Below are 17,003 nucleotides of genomic sequence, written 5' to 3'. Positions count from 1 at the left end.
TCCACGTTGCTGCCGATGGTGCGGTAGACGTAATCGGGTGGGGTCTCGGCCGCCTCCTCGGTGGCGAGTTCGCGCACCTTGGCGTGGAGCGGAGACAGCGAGCAGGCGGGATCGGTGGCAGCGGCGTCCCCGGCAAGCGCCAGGGCCTGGCAGCGGCAGCCGCCCCAGTCCTTCTCGCGCCGGTCGCAGGAGCGGCAGGGCTCCTGCATCCAGTCGGTGCCGCGATAGGCGGTGAAGGCGGGCGAGTTCGCCCAAATGTCGCCGAGCGAATGATCTGAGACGTACCAGAACTCAAGGTGCTTGATGGTCTCGGCGGCGTGGCAGGGCAGCACCTTGCCGGCCGGCGTCACGTTCATGAGCTTGCGGCCCCAGCCGCCCGCGCAGGCTTTGGGATACTTCGCGTAATAGTCCGGCACCACGAGGTCGATGACGAGCTGGCCCTTGAGGCGTTCGCGCGCCGCCTCGACGATGCGAATCGAGCGGTCGACCTCGGCCTTGTTCGGCATGAGGGACGCACGATTGACGTAGGCCCAGCCGTAATACTGGGTGTGGGCGACCTCTAGGCGCTTGGCGCCGAGCTTGACCGCGAGATCGATGAAACCCTCGACCTCGTGGATGTTGCCGCGATGGATCACCGAGTTCAGGGTCAGCGGCAGGCCGAGTTGCGTCACCCGCTCCGCGAAGGCGAGTTTCTGGGGCTGCGCGTTCTTGAGGCCGCCGATCTTCTCGGCATTGGCCGCGTCGACGCCCTGCACCGAGAGCTGCACGTGGTCGAGGCCGACGTCGTAGAGTGCGTCGAGCTTGGCGAGCGCACCGCCGACGCCGGAGGTGATCAGGTTCGAGTACAGCCCGAGCTTGGCGCAGGTCTGCGTGATCTCGACGATGTCGTTGCGTGCCGTGGGTTCGCCGCCGGAAAGATGGACGTGCAGCACGCCGAGCCCGGCCGCCTCGGTGAGCACCCGCTGCCAGGTCGCCGTGTCGAGCTCACCCGACCGCCGATCGAGCTCCAGCGGATTCGAGCAATAGGGGCAGCGCAAGGGGCAACGATGCGTCAGCTCCGCCAGGAGGCCGACGGGTGCGGGCAGGACAGGGGCATGCGGCGTGACGGCGTTCATCGCTCCAGCACCCGTTTCGTGGCGAGATCGTTGAGCATGACGAGAACGTCTGCCTCGATCACGTCCCGATCCGCCGAGAACTGCTCGGCCAGCATTCCGGCGATGTCGCGGACCGTGCGTGATCCGTCGACCAGGGACAGTACGGCCACGGCGTTGCCGTCGAGGTCGAAGGTGCGCTCGGGTGCCAGCAGCACGTGCTGGCCGCGAACCTCATCGTGACGCAGGCGAACACCGCGGGGCAGGCGCGGGATGTCGGTCGCCACCAGAGTACCCGTTCCGGCGGCTTGCGTCACCGCCGGCTCCGGGACGAGACCGGTCCCCGGCGTCCAGGCGTCGGGCGGGATCATGCCCGGCGCGACATAGGCGAAGTACAGGGCGTCGAGCTGCGTCCACAGCACGTTGCACTTGAAGGTCAGCGCGGCCATCGCCTGGCGCTGCAGTTCCGGCGTCGTGGCGTGTTGCTTGACGTAGTCGATGGCGAATTCCGCGTCGCGCGGCGCCTGCGTCATCCGCTTCTCGAAATAGGCTAGCGTGTCCGTCGTGATGAAGTCGTAGTTCTTCAGCATTCCGGCCACGCGCTCGGAGATGATGTTGGGCGAGAACATCTCGGTGAGCGACGAGGCAATCGCTTCGAGCAGCGAGCGCTCCTTTACGAAATGGACGTAGGCGTCGACCGAGAACCGCGTCGCCGAGAGAATACCTTGGGTCGACTCGACGTAGGCGCGTTCGAATCCCACCCCTTCCGCCAGCTTGAGCCAGCGCTCGATGCCGCCGTCGCCGGGACGATCGCCGTCGTGATCGACGATGCGCTGGCGCCAGACCCGGCGCAGGCTGGCATCCTCCATGCGGGCGAGCACGGCCGCATCCTTCACCGGGATCATCGCCTGGTAATAGTAGCGGTTGAGCGCCCAGGCGCGGACCTGATCCTTGTTCAGCTTGCCGTCGTGCAGCAGGCGGTGGAACGGATGCAGGTTGTGGTAGCGTCGCGCACCGATGTCGCGCAGCGCCGCCTCGATCTCATCGGGACCGAGCAGACGCTGGGCGTCTTCTGGCTTGGGAGTGGGGAAAGGCGCGGTCATGGCGGAGTCCGTCTCGAAGCGTTTCCGAAAGGGTTTTATCGAGGTTGCCGCGGCCCACAAAGGCCGGCGGCTCAAGTCGCGCTATTAGATTGCGCGTTATATATAGCGATGAGCACTAAAATTCCAGTCGCTACCTGCCGCGACCGGTTCCGTCTTCGATACCGAATAGCTAGAGCGCGAGGGCCAGCCCGTCATGGGCCACGGTCCAATTCAGGCTCTCGATGCGCTCGCGCTCGGCAGAGGCCTCGACCAGGACCGGATTGGTGTTGTTGATGTGAACGAAGATGCGCCGGCCGATAGCGACGTCGGCCAGGGCCTCGATCGAGCCGCCGGACCCCGTCATCGGGACGTGGCCCATGCGCCAGCCGGTCTTGGTGCCGACGCCCGCGCGAATCATATCGTCGTCGAGGAGCACGGTGCCGTCGAACAGAAGCGCGTCGACACCGGCGATGCGCGCCTTGAGGTCGTCCGTGACCCGGGCACAGCCGGGAATGTAGGCGAGGCACCGGCCGTTCGCCTCAATCATCGCCCCGACCGTGGTCTCGGTCTCGGCGCCGATCTCCATGGTCTCGTCCTCAAGCCAGAGCGGGACCTTGCCGGGGACGGAGAACAGCGTGACGGTGAGGCCGGGTACGGGCTCGAAGGCCGCGTTGAGCCGGATCGGCTCTCGCCGAACCACCTCGGCCGCCATGACGTCGAAGACCCGGTTGTCGGTGACCGAACCGAGGATGCCGGCGGTGCCGTAGAGGGTGAAGGGCTGGCCCTCGCGCAAGGTGAGAAGCCCGGCGACGTGGTCGACGTCGCCGTTCGTCAGCAGCACCGCGTGAATCGGCGAGTGGCGAAGGCCCTCGCGCGGGTGCAGGACGGCATTGTCGGAGATTTGTTGCCGGATATCCGGCGATGCGTTCACCAGGAGCCAACGTTCCCCATCGGGAGATACGGCGATGCTCGACTGGGTTCGCGGCTTGACCCGGCTCGGATCCGAGCGGGCCAGGGAGCAGATCGGGCAGCGGCAATTCCACTGGGGAAGGCCGCCGCCCGCTGCGGAACCGAGGATCACGACATGCATGGCGAACCGATGCGATTCCGGATCCCTCGATTCGCTGACCTTAGTTGAAGGTGTCGATCTCGGCCGACTCGTAGCTCGTGACTTCCATGCCGACGCAGATCTCGGAAACGATGGGGGCAGCCCAGGTCATGGTGTTTCTCCAAAGAGTTTCTTGGAAGGTCGCCAGAACCACGATTTACCATTAAGGAGATCGTAAGATACTGACGGCGCAGTCATTTCTGTCGCGGGAGCTATATCGACGTTTTGCGCCGACTCTTCAAGCGCAAAATTGCCGAATCCTCCCGCTGCGCCATTAGAAAGCTCTCATATCCTGCAGGTTCTCGGCAGGGCGGCGTGTCGCCGCGGGCCGACGCCTCAGTGGCGGAAATCCTGCCCCTTGAGATCGAGCATGAAGCCGCGCCCGCGCACGGTCACGATGACGGGTCCGCCGAGGCGTACGAAGTCCGAGAGCTTGGTGCGTAGGTAGCCCACATAGACGTCGACGACGTTGAGCGAGAGGCCGCCCTGGCCGGCCCAGAGCTTGTCGAAGATGTCGCCCCGGGACACCGGCTGGTTGGCATTGTCCATGAGCAGCGCCAGCACCTCGGCCTCCCGGGGGGTCAAGCGGGCCGTGGCATCGGCGAAGCCGACTTGCCGGATGTTGAGGTCCAGCATCAGGCGCCCGGCGGTGACGATGGTGCGGGGCTGCTCGGAGACCTTGCGCCGCAGAAGATGGGTCTGCAGGCGCGCGAGCAGCTCGTCGAACACGAAGGGCTTCACGATGTAGTCGTCGGCCCCGAGTGCCAGGCCCTCGGCCCGGTCGCGGACCTCGTCGCGGGCGGAGAGGAACAGGATCGGGCCGGGATAGCCGCCCTCGCGCAGGGAACGGCAGACGTCGTGGCCCGACCCGTCGGGGAGGGTGATGTCGAGGACGACGGCCTCCGGGGCTTCGTCGCGGGCTGCCGCAAGGGCGTCGTCCACCCGCCCGGCGACACCGACGGAGAAACCCTCCGCCTCCAGCCCGCGGGCCAGCATGGCGCGGATGTCGCCGTCATCCTCGACGATGAGTATGCGCGTCATGCCACCCCTTCCCCCTGCGTCCGCTCTTTGTCGTGTTCGGACACCAGAAGGGGTATGTCGAGGGCGACCAGCGCACCTCCCCCACGGGCACCGCCGATGCGGATGACGCCATCATGGCGTTCGGCGACCCAACGCGCCAGTGCCAGACCGATCCCGAAGCCGCTTTCCCCAGAACGGCTTTCGCGACGGAAGCGCTCGAACAGGCCTTCTCCGGCTTCGGGGAAGCCCGGACCGTCGTCGCTGACCATCAAGGTCGCGGTCCCGTCGCCGATCTCCAGAGCGACCACGACCCGGGTCAGGCCGGTGGCATGGCGCAGGGCGTTGTCGATCAGGCTCTCGACGACCTGACGCAGCCACTCGCGGTCGGCCAGCAGGGTGGCATCGCGCGCTTCCGTCTCCAGGCCGAGTGCGACGCGGCGGCGGGCGGCCTCCGAGGCCATGCTGTCGACGGCGTCGGCGAGGATCGCGGCGGCACTCACCGGCCGACGCTCGAGCTCGATCTGCCCGGACTCGGAGCGGGCGACGCGCAGCAGATCCTCCACCCGCCGCTGCAGGCGCAAGGCCCGTTTGCGGATGGTGGCGAAGACCGGGGCGGGGTCCAGGTTACGCCCCGCCGAGCGAGCGGCGAGGTCGCACTCGCCGAGGATGACGGTGAGCGGCGTGCGCAGTTCGTGGCTGACATCCGCGAAGAACCGGCGGCGGGAGCGGTCGACCGCTTCCAGGCGCTCGTTGGCCGCACGCAGGTCCGTCGTCCGGGCCGTGACCGTGTCCTCCAGCGCCGCCCGGTCCGCGGCGAGCCGCCCTTCCCGGCGGGCGAGGCGGGCGGCCATGCGGTTGAAGTTGGCAACGAGCAAGCCGAGTTCGTCCCGCGTCGCCACCGAGAGCCGGGTGTCGAGCTCGCCGCCGCCGATCGCACCGGCGGCCCGCCGGATCGCCTCGATCCGGGCCAGCGTCGGCTTGGTCACGCCGCGGTAGAGCACCAGCACGATGCCAAGCGCGAACAGGGCCGCGGCGAACGCAGCGATCCGTAACCGACCCGAGAGGGCGCGGGCCTCGTCGGAGCCGGCGATCATCGAGCGACGCTCGACCTCGATCAGGAAGGAGAGCGGCTGGCCCGTCATCGCGCCGAAGCCGTTGAGGGCACCCCGGATCGCGGCCCTGCGCTGCTCGTCGTCCGACTGGCGCAGGACCTGGGTCACCTGCCGGTCGAGCACCACGCGCGCGGAGCGCAACTGCGACATCGGCCGGGTCCGGGCGGCGTAAAGCGTCCGGTCGAGGGGGTCGTTGCTCGCCGCGATGGTCCGGCCGAGGGATTCGTCGACCGCCGTCAGCGCCTTGTCGACGGCGGTCCGCGCCAGGGCCAGTCCCTCGGGCTGCGCGTCAACGTTGCTCACGGCTTCAAGGGCGGCGAGGCCGTACTGGGTCATTCGGCCGGAAAGTTCGACCAGGAGTTCGAGGCGCCCCTGCGCCGCCAGCGTCCGATCGATGGCGCGCTCGGCGGCGCCGATCGCGGCGAGAACCCCGAGGGCCGCCAAGACGACGAGAAGCGCGGTCGCACCGAGAAGCAGCGCGAACCGGACTTTCAGCGAACGCATGGTCTGACTGCCTCTGCCAGCGCGACGATCCCGACGCCGCCCCGAGCGGAGATGGACCCGCTAGAGGTCTTTCGGCAAGCTCCCCCGCGCGGCGCAACGCCAGCGGGCGACATGCCATTCCGGATGCTCGGCCTGCCACGTCGCCAGGGTGCTCTGCGCATGGCGCAGGCAGACGAATGGATTCTTCGCCTCGAAGGACATGTTGATCCGGTCTTCGCGGCACTGGTCAGGTTGGGCCACGAGGCAGATGGAGAGCAGCAGGAGCATCGGCCACGCCTCGCATGACAGAAAGCGATACCGACCAACCCGCGGCTCGAGCGGCAGTTCACTAGGCACGATCGTCATGCAAAGCGGCGGACCATGCAAGATCTTGCCACGGGGTGCGGCATTCAGCCGGCTGAGACCCACAACTCACCCTTGCCCAGCGTCGCGAGGTCGCCCGAGTAGCGTTTGAGCGCCCCGGCGGCGAGGTCGGCATGGGTGGGGCTCAGCGCGCGCAGTGACCGCGAGAGGAGCCGCAGGAAGACGAGGTCGTGAGTACCGGTCTCGACGAAGCTCGGCGAGAGAGCGCCGTGGCCGCCGGCGAGGATCGTGCCCCGGCGCATGCCGTAGCCGGGATGGTCGCCGACTCTCGTCGCCGCGATGGTACCGGCGATCATGCGCGATCCGGCATAGGCTCCGGCCTCGCCGACGAGGAGCAGGCCCCGGCGCATGCGGTCGCCAAGATGGTCGCCGGCGCGGCCGCGGATGACGAGCGTGGCGCCGTCGAGGCCGGCCTTGGCCGCATAGACGGCACCGCCGGCATGGTCGCCGGCATCGCCCTCGATCGTGATGGTCCCGCCGGTGGCGCCAGAGCCCACGAAGGGTCCGGCCGAGCCCGACACGGTGAGCGTCCCCCCCGCCATGCCGGCCCCCAGCCGCTGGCCGACATCGCCCTCGACGTGGATCGTCCCGCCGCTCAGGGACGCGCCGACCCGGTCGAGGCGCGAGGAGCCGCCCGCGATGGTCAGGGTCTCGGACCCGTCGAGGCTGATCGTGAAGCAGTCGCCGAGGGTGAGGCTGCGCCGGCTGGTCCCCACGGGCAGGCGCGCGGCTTCGGCCTCGGACAGGCCGCCGAGCGAGAGGGGGTTTACGTGGAAGAGGTCGAGCCGCTCGGGCGGCTCCTGGCGCAGGGTGAGGGTGCTCATGACGCTGTCGCCTCGGCCGCCGGCTCCTTCGAGAGAAGGTCCCTCAGATGATAATGATGGCGGCCGAGATTGCCGCCGTAATTGCCCGCCGTGACCGCAACGAGCCCGTGCGCCGCGCCGGCCTCGGTCGAGGCATGCAGAGCCGCACGCATCGATTCGGCCACCGAGCGCGAGGTTAGGCCGTCGATAACGATTTCCAGCACCACGCCCACCTCCGACGCGAGTTCGGAGCCGGCCCGGCCCTTCAGGGTCGGGCAATAGGCGTCGTTGGTCGACGCCATCATGCCCTTGGTACGCGCGCCCACCTTCGAGCCGGAGCGGACGATGCCGCCCGGGAAGGGCAGGATCACGTCGGCCACCGAGCGGGCCGCGTCGACCGCGATCTCGGCGACCTTCAGGGTCTCGGCATGGTTGCGGCCGAGGAACAGCAGGTTGCCGCCGCCGACCGCCCCGTCCACCGCGCGAACGAAGTCCTCGCACAGGAACTCGCCGTCCATGACCGGGATGCGCCAGTAGCGCCGCCCTTTGCCGCTGACGGGGTCGGGCAGGCGCTTGGCCACCGCGAAGCCGTCGCCGAAATAGCGGATCGCGCCGCCGAGCTTTATTTTATGAGGCCCGTCGACGCCGGCATAGCAGGCCGTGCCGGGGCAGGTCAGGATGCACTGGCCGACGCGCCTGAGAAGCTGGTCCTTGAGCCCGTTCGGCTCGAAGCCGAACAGCAGGACGCGCACGCCCGGCCGCCCGTCCGGCGTCTCCTCCGGGGACAGCTCGGCGTCGATGCCGGCCTCGGCGCCGCAGCCGATCACCGAGGTGGCGAACCCCGTCATCGTGACGGCCGCGATCATCGCCCATTTGGCGGTGTCGTTGGTGATGATCAGCGCGGTGCCGGCGACGTCGAACGCCTCGGCGAAAGTGTCGATCACCGGGATGCCGTTGAGGGTGAGGTCAGCCATCTCAGTCACCGGTCCTCACGCCACGCATCGTCCGACACAACCCTTCCCCTCTGCGGGGGAGAGTGCCTGCGAAGCAGGCGGGAGAGGGGGGAGGGAACGGCGCGAGCGTGATCAACGGCATGCCACGTCCTCGAACACGTCCGGCGCCGAAAACGCCTCGTCGGGCACGCCGAAGCTGTCGAGGCCGGTCCCGAAGCGGTCGACGAGATAGGCGTCGGTGCGCGTCGCCATCGCCTTGTCGGACTCGACCACGAGTTCGAGGGTGCGGCCCGAGCGCCAGTCCACGATCTCGCCGTCCTCGACGATCACCGTGCCGTCCTTGAGCACCAGCCTGGCGCGGGAGAACATCGCCGTGCGATCGCGATCGTCGCGGTAGATCGCGATATCGGCCCGCGCACCCTCGCGCAGGTGGCCGCGATCGGTGAGGCCGAGGAGCTTGGCCGGTCCGGAGCGGGTGAGCTGCGCGATCTCGAAGAGCGTGTATTCGCGCTCGATCGAACCGAGGCCCGAGCGCTCACCGATGACCTTGTGCAGGCCGGCGATCTCGCGGTCGCGGGCCTCCTTGTCCATGAGCCAGTGAATGATGCGCGGATACTCGGTGAAGGGGCCGCCGTTCGGATGGTCGGTGGTGAGGATGGTGCGCTCGGGGTCGTTCGAGAGCAGCATCATCTCGAGACCGATCGCCCATTGCAGGGAGCTCACCGCGCCGCGTGGCTTGTACAGGAACGGCACCACGCCGCCGCCCTCGGCATCGCCGGCGTTGAGGATCCACTTCTTGGGATTGGCTCCCTTGCGGCCGCCGAACTGGCGCAGGATGTCCAGCGAGATCGTCACGGTCTGGCCGAAAGCGACCTGGCCGACGTCGTAGGTGGCGTTGGGGTGCGCCTCCATCGCGCGGGCGATGCGCTCGGCCGCAGAGCGGAAGCCGCCCGCCGGGTTGCCCGGCTCGGACAGGCCGTAGGCGTAGAACTGGGCGTGGGCGAAGTGGATGCGCCGGCCTTCCGCCGCCTCCAGGGTCGCCACGAAGGAATCGTCGGCGCCGGGGATGCCGAGGTTGTTGCAATGGACGTGGAGCGGGTGGGGCACCCCGATCTCCTCCACCGCGTCGAGGAGGGCGGTCATGATCTTGCGCGTCGAGAGGCCGTAGACCGGGATCTCGTCGTCGAGGCTGAGATTCAGCGCGCCGTCCTTGAAGGCCGAGGCCCCGCCCGCGTTGATGCACTTCACGCCGAGCGCCCGCGAGGTCGCGACCGTGAGCGCCACGAGATCGCGAACCGCGTTGTCGCCCTCGCGCTTGCGCAGCAGTTCGAGGAGCTGGTCGTCGTTGCCCATCACCGCGAGGGCGCCGCGGTCGAGGAGGGGGATATCGGCGAGCTCGAGCTGTGTCGCCAGCGCGTTGGCGGGCGGCATCGCCGGCTCGACGGCGGTGGTGTAGCCCATCCGCGCGTAGTTCGCGCCGATCCAGGCGGCCGAGCCGCCGGCATGGGCGAAGGGATGGCCCTCAGGCGCCGCCTCGCTGACGTAGAGTTCGGGCAGGAGAAGGCGCGACAACACGACGTTGCCGCCGGCGATATGCGAATGGACCTCGACGCCGCCGGCCATCACGACGCAGCCAGCCGCATCGATGGTGGTGTCGGGTGCGCGCTCGGACGGGGCGACGACCCGGCCGTCCTCGATCCAGACGTCGCCGACCGCGTCACGGTCGGCGGTGGGGTCGACGACCCGCCCCCCCCTGATCAGCGTCAGCATGCGGCCCGGTCCTTCGTGGTGATGCGCGCGCGGATCGCGTCGAGGATTGCGGCGGCCGTCCACTCGGCGGGCGGCCCGGCGGCGGCGCTGTAGGTGAGCGTTCCCCGGCGCTCGTTCCAGAGGGTGCCGCCGACGCTCTCTCCCGGAACGCCGACCGCGATCACGATCTCGGCGGCGTCGCCCGTGGCGTCCGCGCTGCCCTCGCCGACGATCGCCACAGAGGGCAGCGAGCCGAGCCAGTCCGGCCGGGGGGCGGGGAGGGAGGCGAGCCAGAGCACCGCATCGGCCTCGCCCTGGCGGACCTGGCGCTCGGCGTCGAAGCGCCAGGGATCGTGCTCGGGGAGATGGCGGCCGAAGCCCGTGCGCGGCGCCTGACCGGTGGTCCAGGCCGAGAGCTGCACCAGCGCCCGCCCCTGGAAGGGGTCTGCCACCGGCAGGGCGAAGAAGCGGGTGGCGTCGTTGAGGTCCTTGACGAGGCCCTGGAGCATCTCGACGCCGAGTTCGCCGACTTCGCCGGGCTCGTAGAGCACCACGCCGTACCGCGTGGCAGCGAGCCGCCGGGCGAGGTCGGCATAAGCCGTCTCACCGGCGAGATGCCCCTTCGCGAAGGCGCGCAGATGGGCGATCGAGACGGCGAGGCCGCCCGCCTCGGCCGGATAGGCGACGTGGCGGGTGGCGCCGTTGCCGGGGCCGCCCAGCGACAGGATCGTGCGCTCGGAACCGGCCGCACGCCCGCGCCGGGGCTGCACGGCCGCGATCTCCGCGACGATGGGGCGGTCCCAAGGCGCGTTGCCGATGACGAGCACGACGTCGGCGCGGCCGACCGCCTCCGCGGCGGTCGTGCCCATCACGCCGGCGCGGCTGAGGACGCCGAGCTCGGCATAGAGGGAGGAAGAGGAGACCGGGTCGAGGGAGGCACCGATGGCGCCGGCGAGCCCATAGGCCGCCCGCAGGGCGCCGATCTCGGCGCACAGTCCCGCGAAGACGGGTGTGCGTGCCTGAGACAGGAGGCTGGCGGCGGCCTCGATCGCCGCATCGGCGTCTGTCGCGCCACCCTTGACCCAGGCTGCCATGATCCTCACCCCAAGGAAACGAACGCCGATCGGGCGCTGCCGGTTTTTCTTCTGTCGGCCCCGCCGCGGGACCGTGCTGATCTTACGTCCGGCCCGTCGCGTCGCATCGGCCTCCCGGGGAAGGCCGGCGGGCACGTTTGCATTCGCTCAGCGCCGCAAGCAAGTCCCGTGGCAGGATTTCTCGATGCCTCCCCGGACGGGCGGCGCGCATGGTCGGAACCGCATCGCACGCCGGTTGAAACGCGATTCGCACCAAGGATGCTTGCGAGCCCTCGCCCCTCCATGGGAGAAGCCCGGTCGCAGCAGGGGACCGGGAGACTCGTTTGAGGGGATCGTCGTGATGGAGGCCCCGGAATCGTTGCCAGGCCGCATCACGGTCCGAGCCCCCGCCCGCCTGCATTTCGGGTTCCTCGACCTGCATGGCGGCCTGGGGCGGCGCTTCGGCAGCATCGGGCTCGCAGTCGATACGCCGGCCGTCCAGCTCACGGCCGACCGTGCCACCGACCTGGACGTCGAGGGCACCGAATCCGAACGGGTCCGCGGCTACGCCCTAGCCGCGGCCCGGCATCTCGGCCTGAACCCCCATGCCGCGATCCGGATCGAGGAGGCGATCCCCGCCCATGCCGGATTCGGATCGGGCACGCAACTGGCGCTCAGCGTGGCGGCCGCTCTGGCCGCACTTCACGGCCAGCCCTTCGTCCCCGCCGATTTCGCCGACGCCCTCGATCGCGGCAACCGCTCGGGGGTCGGGCTCGCCGCCTTCACGGATGGCGGGGTCATCGTCGATGGCGGCCGCGACGCGAGCGGTCGTCCGCCGCCCGTCATCGCCCGGCTGGCCTATCCCGAAGATTGGCGTGTCGTCCTCATCCTCGACGAGAGCATGACCGGCGTCCACGGCAGCCGCGAGATCGAGGCGTTTCGCGATCTGCCGCGCTTTCCCGAAGGAGAGGCGGCCGAGATCTGCCGCACGGTGCTGATGCAGGTGCTGCCCGCCCTGGCCACCGCCGAGCCGCAGGGTTTCGGCACCGGGATCAGCACGATCCAGCGCCTGATCGGCGACCATTTCGCCCCTCACCAGGGCGGGCGCTACGCGAGCCCACGAGTCGCCGAGGCGCTCGCCGCCGTCGCGGCGCAGGGCATCGCCGGCTACGGCCAGAGTTCGTGGGGTCCCACCGGCTTCGCCCTCACGGCCTCGGAGGCAGAGGCCCGGACCCTCGTCGCCTCGCTGGAGCGGCCAGGTCCCCTGCGGTTCCTGATCGCGCGCGGCCGCAACAGCGGCGCCACGGTCACCGCGCTTTAAGGAACCGCATTGCAAAGTCGGGAGACCGGCCACGCTTGACCGCGTCGGCCTCCCGCCTTTCAACTCGCCCTGCGCCCCTCTACCGGCGCCGCGTAGCCACGATTCGAGGAACCCGACGATGGCCCGCTCGATCCTGCACATGCTCACGCCCCTGAAGCACATGAGCCCGTTCGACGTGAACATGGCGGTGGATGCGGGCTTCGAGACCATCGCCACCTATACCGACGTGACGCTGCCCGACGTGACCTCCCTGGTTCAGGATTCGATCTTCTCCCGTTCGCCCCTGGATGGCGTGCGCACCGGCATCTTCATCGGGGGCAAGAATGCCGAGGACGCCCTCGACATGATGGACCGGGCCAAGAAGGCCCTGGTCCCGCCATTCGCCAACCACATCATCGCCGACCCGGCCGGCTCCTTCACCACGGGTGCCGCCATGGTCGCCGAGGTGACCCGCGCCCTCAAGGCGAAGTTCGACACCGACCTCAAGGGCAAGCGCATCGTGATCTTCGGCGGCGCCGGCGTCGTCGCCTACGTGGCGGCGGTGATCGGGGCACTGGAAGGGGCCAAGACCGTCATCGTCGGCCATGACGGCGAGGAGCGGGTGAGCAAGATCGCCTTCACCATGAAGTGGCGCTTCGGCATCGAGGTCGGCGCCGTGGACGGATCGAACCCCGAGGCCCGCCGCGCGGCCATCCGCGACGCCGACGTGATCCTGTCGGCCGGCCCTGCCGGGATCCCGATCCTCTCGGCCGAGGACCTCGAATCGGCGCCGAAGCTCCTGGTCGCCTCCGACGTCAATGCCGTGCCGCCGGCCGGGATCGCCGGCATCGACGTGAACGCTGTCGACGTGGCGCTTCCCGTCGGCAAGGGCGTCGGCATCGGGGCGCTGGCGGTGGGCAACGTCAAGTACCAGACCCAGTCGCGTCTGCTCCGGCGCATGCTGGAGAGCCCCGAGCCGTTGATCCTCGACTTTCGCGATGCCTACGCGGTGGCCGTCGAGGTCGCGGGCTGACGGTTCCGGGCGGCGGCGTCCTCATCGCGGCGCAGTCGGGTCGCGCTCTCGCCCAGGCGGCGCGCCGGGCCGGGCTGGTGCCCCTCGTGCTCGACCTGTTCGGCGATGCCGACACTCTCGCGCTTGCAGCTCACCACCGGCAGGCGAGGGGGCGTTTCGGCAACGGGATCGGCGGACGGGACGTACTGGCCCAGCTGGACGAACTAGCTGAGCTGAGCACCGCGCCGGTCGTCGGGATCGTGCTCGGCAGCGGCTTCGAAGCTGCGCCCGACCTGATGGCCGACATCGCTGCGCGCCATCGCCTGCTCGGCGCCCCAGCCGAAACCGTGGCGCAGCTCAAGGACCCGCTCGGCTTCGCGGATCTCTGCCGCCGCCTCGGCGTCCCGCATCCGGCGGTCACCCGCGAGGCGATCACCGATCGCCGGGCCTGGCTCCTGAAGCGTGACGGTGGTTCTGGCGGCAGCCACATCCGCAGGGCAACGGCGGGGAGGGCGCCTCCGGGCGCCTATTTCCAGGCCCGGGTCGCTGGCTGCGCCCATGCGCTCACCTTCCTCGCCGACGGGCGCGATCTCGCCGTGGTGGGGGTCACCGCGCAGTGGAGCGAGCCGTCGCCGATCAGGCCGTTCCGCTATGGCGGCGCCGTGGAGCAGGGCCGGAGCGGCCCGCCGCTGCTGGCACCGCACATCGCCGCCGCGGTCGAGAAGGCCGCGCGGGCGATCGTCGCCGAGACCGGGCTGCGCGGCCTCGCCAGCGCCGACATCCTCGTCGACGGCGAGAACTGGTGGCTCACCGAGATCAACCCACGTCCCGGCGCCACCCTCGACGTGCTCGACCGGCGCGCCGCCCCGCTGCTGTCGGCGCATATCGCGGCCAGTCTCGGCGATCTCGTCAATCCAGGCGATGTTCCGATGGATGCGGCGGCCGCGCAGATCTGGTACGCGACGAACAACTACGCCCCGGTGCCCCCCCTCGACTGGCCCGACCACGTGCGTGACCGCCCCCGCGCCGGCTCCTCCGTCGCGCGGGGCGCGCCGCTCTGCACGCTGGTCGCCACGGGGAGCGATGCCGAGGCGGCGCGCGCGATCCTGCGGGCGAGGGCCGAACGGCTCCGCGCCTGCCTCGATTATCAAGGAGTCCATCGATGAGCACGACCCATAGCGGCCCCGTCCGCACCAGCCCGAGCCTCAACGCGCTCGCCACGCCGCTCGTGGAACGCCTCGTGGCCGAGGCCGAATCCCTGCGCCTGCGCGTCACGATGGAGCACGGCGCCCGCATGGTCGATGCCGGCGCCAACGTCCGCGGTTCGATCGAGGCTGGACGGCGCATCGCCGAGATCTGCCTGGGCGGCCTGGGCACCGTCACCATCGCGCCGACCGGGCCGATCGCGGCCTGGCCCTATTCCGTGATCGTCCACGCCGCCGACCCGGTGCTCGCCTGCCTCGGCAGCCAGTATGCCGGTTGGGGCCTCTCCGACGAGGACGGCGGCTCCGACTTCTTCGCCCTCGGCTCCGGCCCGGGACGGGCGGTGGCCGTGGTCGAGGACCTCTACAAGGAGCTCGGCTACAAGGACAGCGCCGTCTCCACCGCCCTCGTGCTGGAGGGGGCCAGTGCGCCGCCGGCGTCCGTCGTCGCCAAGGTCGCCGAGGCGGCGGGTCTCCCGGCCTCGGGCCTGACCTTCATCTACGCGCCGACCCAGAGTCTCGCCGGCTCGACCCAGGTCGTGGCCCGCGTCCTCGAAGTGGCCCTGCACAAGGCCCACACCGTCGGCTTCGATCTCCACAAGATCCTCGACGGAATCGGCTCGGCCCCGCTCTCGCCGCAGCACCCGGACTTCATCAAGGCGATGGGCCGCACCAACGACGCGATCATCTATGGCGGCCGGGTCCAGCTCTTCGTGGACGCCGATTCAGCGGACGCGAAGCAACTCGCCGAGCAGATCCCGTCGACGACCTCGGCCGACCACGGCGCCCCCTTCGCCGAGATCTTCGCCCGGGTGAACGGCGACTTCTACAAGATCGACGGCGCCCTGTTCAGCCCGGCCGAGGTCATCGTCACCTCGGTCACCACCGGCGAGAGTTTTCGCGGGGGCCGGCTGATGCCGGAACTGGTGGAAGCGTCGTTCGCCTGAGGCGGCACATGACCCTCCCTCCTCTGCGGGGGAGGGAGAAGTCAGAGAACACCTTGATGCGCATCGGGCTCGCCGCCGATAACGGCAATTGGCACAAGGCGCGGCTGCTGGCGGCCCTGCGGTCGCTCGGCGCCGAGCCGGTGCTGTTCTCGCTCGCCGACGTCGCGATCGTCACCGATGAGGCTGAGCCCCTGCGCGTGCCCGGATTTCCCGATGGCCTGCCAGACGGCGTCCTGCTGCGCACCGTCGCCGGAGGCACCTTCGAGGCGACCACGATGCGGCTCGGCGTGCTCCACGCGCTAATGGCCTGCGGCACCACCGTCTGGAACGCGCCGGTGGCCATCGAGCGCTCGGTGGACAAGGCGATGACGAGCCTCCTCATCGCCCGCGCCCGCTTGCCCACCCCCGACACCTTCGTGGTCTCCAAGCGGGAGGCCGCCGCCGAGATCGTGGCCCGCGAGGCCAGCCCCGGCCGGCCGCTGGTGCTCAAGCCGCTGTTCGGCTCGCAAGGGGAGGGGCTTCAGCTCGTGGAGCGGCCCGAGGACCTCCCCGACGAGGCGGCGGTGTCGCGCGTCTATTACCTCCAGCGATACGTGCCGCGCACGGACGGGCTTTGGCGCGACTTCAGGGTCTTCGTCTGCGAGGGCCGCGCCATCGCGGGCATGATCCGAGAGGGCGACGGCTGGATCACCAACGTCCATCGCGGCGGCCGGCCGTTGCCCTGGGCGATGCCGCGAGGAGCCGCCGAATTGGCCGAGCGCACGGCCGCGGCAGTGGGCGTCGACTATACCGGGGTCGACCTCGTCGAGGACGGGGAGGGCGGCTACCTCGTCCTCGAGGTCAACTCCATGCCGGCCTGGTCCGGCCTGCAGAAGGTCACCGAAGTCGACATCGCACTCGCCGTGGCGCGGGGTTTCCTCGGCGCGGTACGCGCCGCGAGGCCGCCGCGCCTGGTGGTGGCGTGAGCTTGTCGCCTGCCGTCATCGCGGCGGCGTACGAAGCGAGCTGTCTGGCCGAGCTCGATGCGCTCAAGCCCGGCAATGTCCACGCCTTCGCCGCCGGCCACCGCATGGTCATCACGGATTTCGTCACGAGCGCCGGAGTCTCGGCGCCCCATCTGGCGAGGGCCGGGGCGGGGCTCGGCGCCCGTGTGCTCGGCGGGGTCGAGGCGACGATGGAGGCTGTCGGCCAGAACACCAATCTCGGCATCCTCCTGCTCTGCGCGCCCCTGGCGCTGGCCGCGGAGCGCGGCGTTCACGTCTCGGATACCCTCGCTTCGCTCGACGCCCGGGACGCGGCCGACGTCTTTTCCGCGATCCGCCGGGCCAATCCCGGTGGCCTCGGCCAGGCGGCGCGGCACGACGTCAACGAGGCGGCACCCTCCTCGCTGCGGGCGGCCATGGAGGAGGCCGCCCCGCGCGACCGCATCGCCCGTGCCTACGTGACGGCGTTCGAGGACGTGTTCGCGATCGGCCTGCCTGCGCTGGCCGCTGCCCGCGCGACCGGGCTCGCTCCGCCCTGGACGACCACGGCCGTGTTCCTCGCCTACCTCGCGGCGATGCCCGACAGCCACGTCGTGAGGAAGCACGGGCCGGACGTCGCCGAGCGGATCCGCGCCGAAGCGCAGGCCCTGCTTCGCTTCGATCTCGGTGCCGCACCGGTCGCCGACCTCCTCGCCCAGGAC

At 70.0% G+C, this 17,003-nt stretch carries 17 protein-coding genes; 6 read left to right on the top strand and 11 right to left on the bottom strand.

Annotated elements, in window-relative coordinates; translation table 11 throughout:
* From pqqE to ACFE7U_RS01825, 11 genes are all read right to left on the bottom strand, one after another.
* Positions 1–1,115, bottom strand: a 1,115-nt coding sequence (gene pqqE, locus ACFE7U_RS01875) for a pyrroloquinoline quinone biosynthesis protein PqqE (protein ID WP_375408027.1), incomplete at its 3' end; no start/stop codon positions are given.
* The gene (gene pqqC, locus ACFE7U_RS01870; protein WP_375408026.1) at positions 1,112–2,194 is read right to left on the bottom strand and encodes a pyrroloquinoline-quinone synthase PqqC; all 1,083 of its coding nucleotides are present in this window, start codon (positions 2,192–2,194) and stop codon (positions 1,112–1,114) included. The genes pqqE and pqqC, both read right to left, overlap by 4 nt.
* 169 nt (positions 2,195–2,363) lie before the next feature.
* Positions 2,364–3,263, bottom strand: a complete 900-nt coding sequence (pqqB, locus tag ACFE7U_RS01865; RefSeq protein ID WP_375408025.1) for a pyrroloquinoline quinone biosynthesis protein PqqB — start codon at positions 3,261–3,263, stop codon at positions 2,364–2,366.
* 40 nt (positions 3,264–3,303) lie between these two features.
* Positions 3,304–3,393, bottom strand: a complete 90-nt coding sequence (pqqA, locus tag ACFE7U_RS01860) for a pyrroloquinoline quinone precursor peptide PqqA (RefSeq protein ID WP_055889187.1) — start codon at positions 3,391–3,393, stop codon at positions 3,304–3,306.
* A 224-nt stretch (positions 3,394–3,617) separates the two neighbouring features.
* Entirely contained in the window at positions 3,618–4,322 is a 705-nt protein-coding gene (locus ACFE7U_RS01855) for a response regulator transcription factor (RefSeq protein ID WP_375408024.1), read from the bottom strand.
* Positions 4,319–5,917 carry an ATP-binding protein gene (locus tag ACFE7U_RS01850; RefSeq protein ID WP_375408023.1) on the bottom strand — a complete coding sequence of 533 codons (1,599 nt, stop codon included), beginning with the start codon at positions 5,915–5,917 and terminating at the stop codon, positions 4,319–4,321. The genes ACFE7U_RS01855 and ACFE7U_RS01850 overlap by 4 nt, the downstream gene beginning before the upstream one ends.
* Positions 5,918–5,977: 60 nt before the next feature.
* Positions 5,978–6,184 carry a hypothetical protein gene (locus ACFE7U_RS01845; protein WP_375408022.1) on the bottom strand — a complete coding sequence of 69 codons (207 nt, stop codon included), beginning with the start codon at positions 6,182–6,184 and terminating at the stop codon, positions 5,978–5,980.
* Positions 6,185–6,306: 122 nt separating this feature from the next.
* Positions 6,307–7,104: a formylmethanofuran dehydrogenase subunit C gene (locus ACFE7U_RS01840; protein ID WP_375408021.1), complete on the bottom strand. Its 798-nt coding sequence runs from the start codon at positions 7,102–7,104 to the stop codon at positions 6,307–6,309.
* On the bottom strand, positions 7,101–8,057 hold the full coding sequence (gene fhcD / locus ACFE7U_RS01835) for a formylmethanofuran--tetrahydromethanopterin N-formyltransferase (RefSeq protein WP_375408020.1): 957 nt from the start codon (positions 8,055–8,057) through the stop codon (positions 7,101–7,103). The genes ACFE7U_RS01840 and fhcD overlap by 4 nt, the downstream gene beginning before the upstream one ends.
* 111 nt (positions 8,058–8,168) lie before the next feature.
* On the bottom strand, positions 8,169–9,806 hold the full coding sequence (locus ACFE7U_RS01830; protein ID WP_375408019.1) for a formylmethanofuran dehydrogenase subunit A: 1,638 nt from the start codon (positions 9,804–9,806) through the stop codon (positions 8,169–8,171).
* Positions 9,800–10,879 carry a formyltransferase gene (locus tag ACFE7U_RS01825; protein ID WP_375408018.1) on the bottom strand — a complete coding sequence of 360 codons (1,080 nt, stop codon included), beginning with the start codon at positions 10,877–10,879 and terminating at the stop codon, positions 9,800–9,802. The genes ACFE7U_RS01830 and ACFE7U_RS01825 overlap by 7 nt, the downstream gene beginning before the upstream one ends.
* 340 nt (positions 10,880–11,219) lie before the next feature.
* Here ACFE7U_RS01825 and ACFE7U_RS01820 point away from each other — a divergent pair, with 340 nt between their 5' ends.
* The 6 genes from ACFE7U_RS01820 to ACFE7U_RS01795 all read left to right on the top strand — a co-directional run.
* Entirely contained in the window at positions 11,220–12,179 is a 960-nt protein-coding gene (locus ACFE7U_RS01820) for a beta-ribofuranosylaminobenzene 5'-phosphate synthase family protein (protein ID WP_375408017.1), read from the top strand.
* Positions 12,180–12,297: 118 nt separating this feature from the next.
* On the top strand, positions 12,298–13,191 hold the full coding sequence (locus tag ACFE7U_RS01815; RefSeq protein WP_375408016.1) for an NAD(P)-dependent methylenetetrahydromethanopterin dehydrogenase: 894 nt from the start codon (positions 12,298–12,300) through the stop codon (positions 13,189–13,191).
* A gap of 86 nt (positions 13,192–13,277) precedes the next feature.
* Complete coding sequence (locus ACFE7U_RS01810; protein WP_375408015.1) at positions 13,278–14,336, top strand: ATP-grasp domain-containing protein; 1,059 nt, start codon at positions 13,278–13,280, stop codon at positions 14,334–14,336.
* Positions 14,333–15,319, top strand: coding sequence for a methenyltetrahydromethanopterin cyclohydrolase (gene mch, locus ACFE7U_RS01805; RefSeq protein WP_375408014.1), 987 nt, complete (start codon positions 14,333–14,335; stop codon positions 15,317–15,319). Before ACFE7U_RS01810 ends, mch begins: the two co-directional genes overlap by 4 nt.
* 56 nt (positions 15,320–15,375) lie before the next feature.
* A complete protein-coding gene (locus ACFE7U_RS01800) occupies positions 15,376–16,284 on the top strand; it encodes a RimK family alpha-L-glutamate ligase (protein ID WP_375408040.1) in 909 nt (302 codons plus the stop codon).
* Positions 16,281–17,003: triphosphoribosyl-dephospho-CoA synthase (locus ACFE7U_RS01795; protein WP_375408013.1), on the top strand; the 723-nt coding region annotated here is incomplete at its 3' end. The genes ACFE7U_RS01800 and ACFE7U_RS01795, both read left to right, overlap by 4 nt.

Source organism: uncultured Methylobacterium sp. (assembly GCF_964251405.1).
Taxonomy (GTDB): Bacteria; Pseudomonadota; Alphaproteobacteria; order Rhizobiales; family Beijerinckiaceae; genus Methylobacterium.
This window is presented reverse-complemented; position numbering and strand designations above follow the sequence as displayed.

What these genes read in the sequence shown, in the direction of transcription:
- ACFE7U_RS01840 (WP_375408021.1), bottom strand. Translation starts at nt 7,104, where the DNA reads ATGAGCACCCTCACCCTGCGCCAGGAGCCGCCCGAGCGGCTCGACCTC.
- ACFE7U_RS01855 (WP_375408024.1), bottom strand. Translation starts at nt 4,322, where the DNA reads ATGACGCGCATACTCATCGTCGAGGATGACGGCGACATCCGCGCCATG.
- ACFE7U_RS01815 (WP_375408016.1), top strand. Translation starts at nt 12,298, where the DNA reads ATGGCCCGCTCGATCCTGCACATGCTCACGCCCCTGAAGCACATGAGC.
- pqqA (WP_055889187.1), bottom strand. Translation starts at nt 3,393, where the DNA reads ATGACCTGGGCTGCCCCCATCGTTTCCGAGATCTGCGTCGGCATGGAA.
- ACFE7U_RS01850 (WP_375408023.1), bottom strand. Translation starts at nt 5,917, where the DNA reads ATGCGTTCGCTGAAAGTCCGGTTCGCGCTGCTTCTCGGTGCGACCGCG.
- ACFE7U_RS01825 (WP_375408018.1), bottom strand. Translation starts at nt 10,879, where the DNA reads ATGGCAGCCTGGGTCAAGGGTGGCGCGACAGACGCCGATGCGGCGATC.
- mch (WP_375408014.1), top strand. Translation starts at nt 14,333, where the DNA reads ATGAGCACGACCCATAGCGGCCCCGTCCGCACCAGCCCGAGCCTCAAC.
- pqqC (WP_375408026.1), bottom strand. Translation starts at nt 2,194, where the DNA reads ATGACCGCGCCTTTCCCCACTCCCAAGCCAGAAGACGCCCAGCGTCTG.
- fhcD (WP_375408020.1), bottom strand. Translation starts at nt 8,057, where the DNA reads ATGGCTGACCTCACCCTCAACGGCATCCCGGTGATCGACACTTTCGCC.
- ACFE7U_RS01800 (WP_375408040.1), top strand. Translation starts at nt 15,376, where the DNA reads ATGCGCATCGGGCTCGCCGCCGATAACGGCAATTGGCACAAGGCGCGG.
- ACFE7U_RS01820 (WP_375408017.1), top strand. Translation starts at nt 11,220, where the DNA reads ATGGAGGCCCCGGAATCGTTGCCAGGCCGCATCACGGTCCGAGCCCCC.
- pqqB (WP_375408025.1), bottom strand. Translation starts at nt 3,263, where the DNA reads ATGCATGTCGTGATCCTCGGTTCCGCAGCGGGCGGCGGCCTTCCCCAG.
- ACFE7U_RS01845 (WP_375408022.1), bottom strand. Translation starts at nt 6,184, where the DNA reads ATGCTCCTGCTGCTCTCCATCTGCCTCGTGGCCCAACCTGACCAGTGC.
- ACFE7U_RS01830 (WP_375408019.1), bottom strand. Translation starts at nt 9,806, where the DNA reads ATGCTGACGCTGATCAGGGGGGGGCGGGTCGTCGACCCCACCGCCGAC.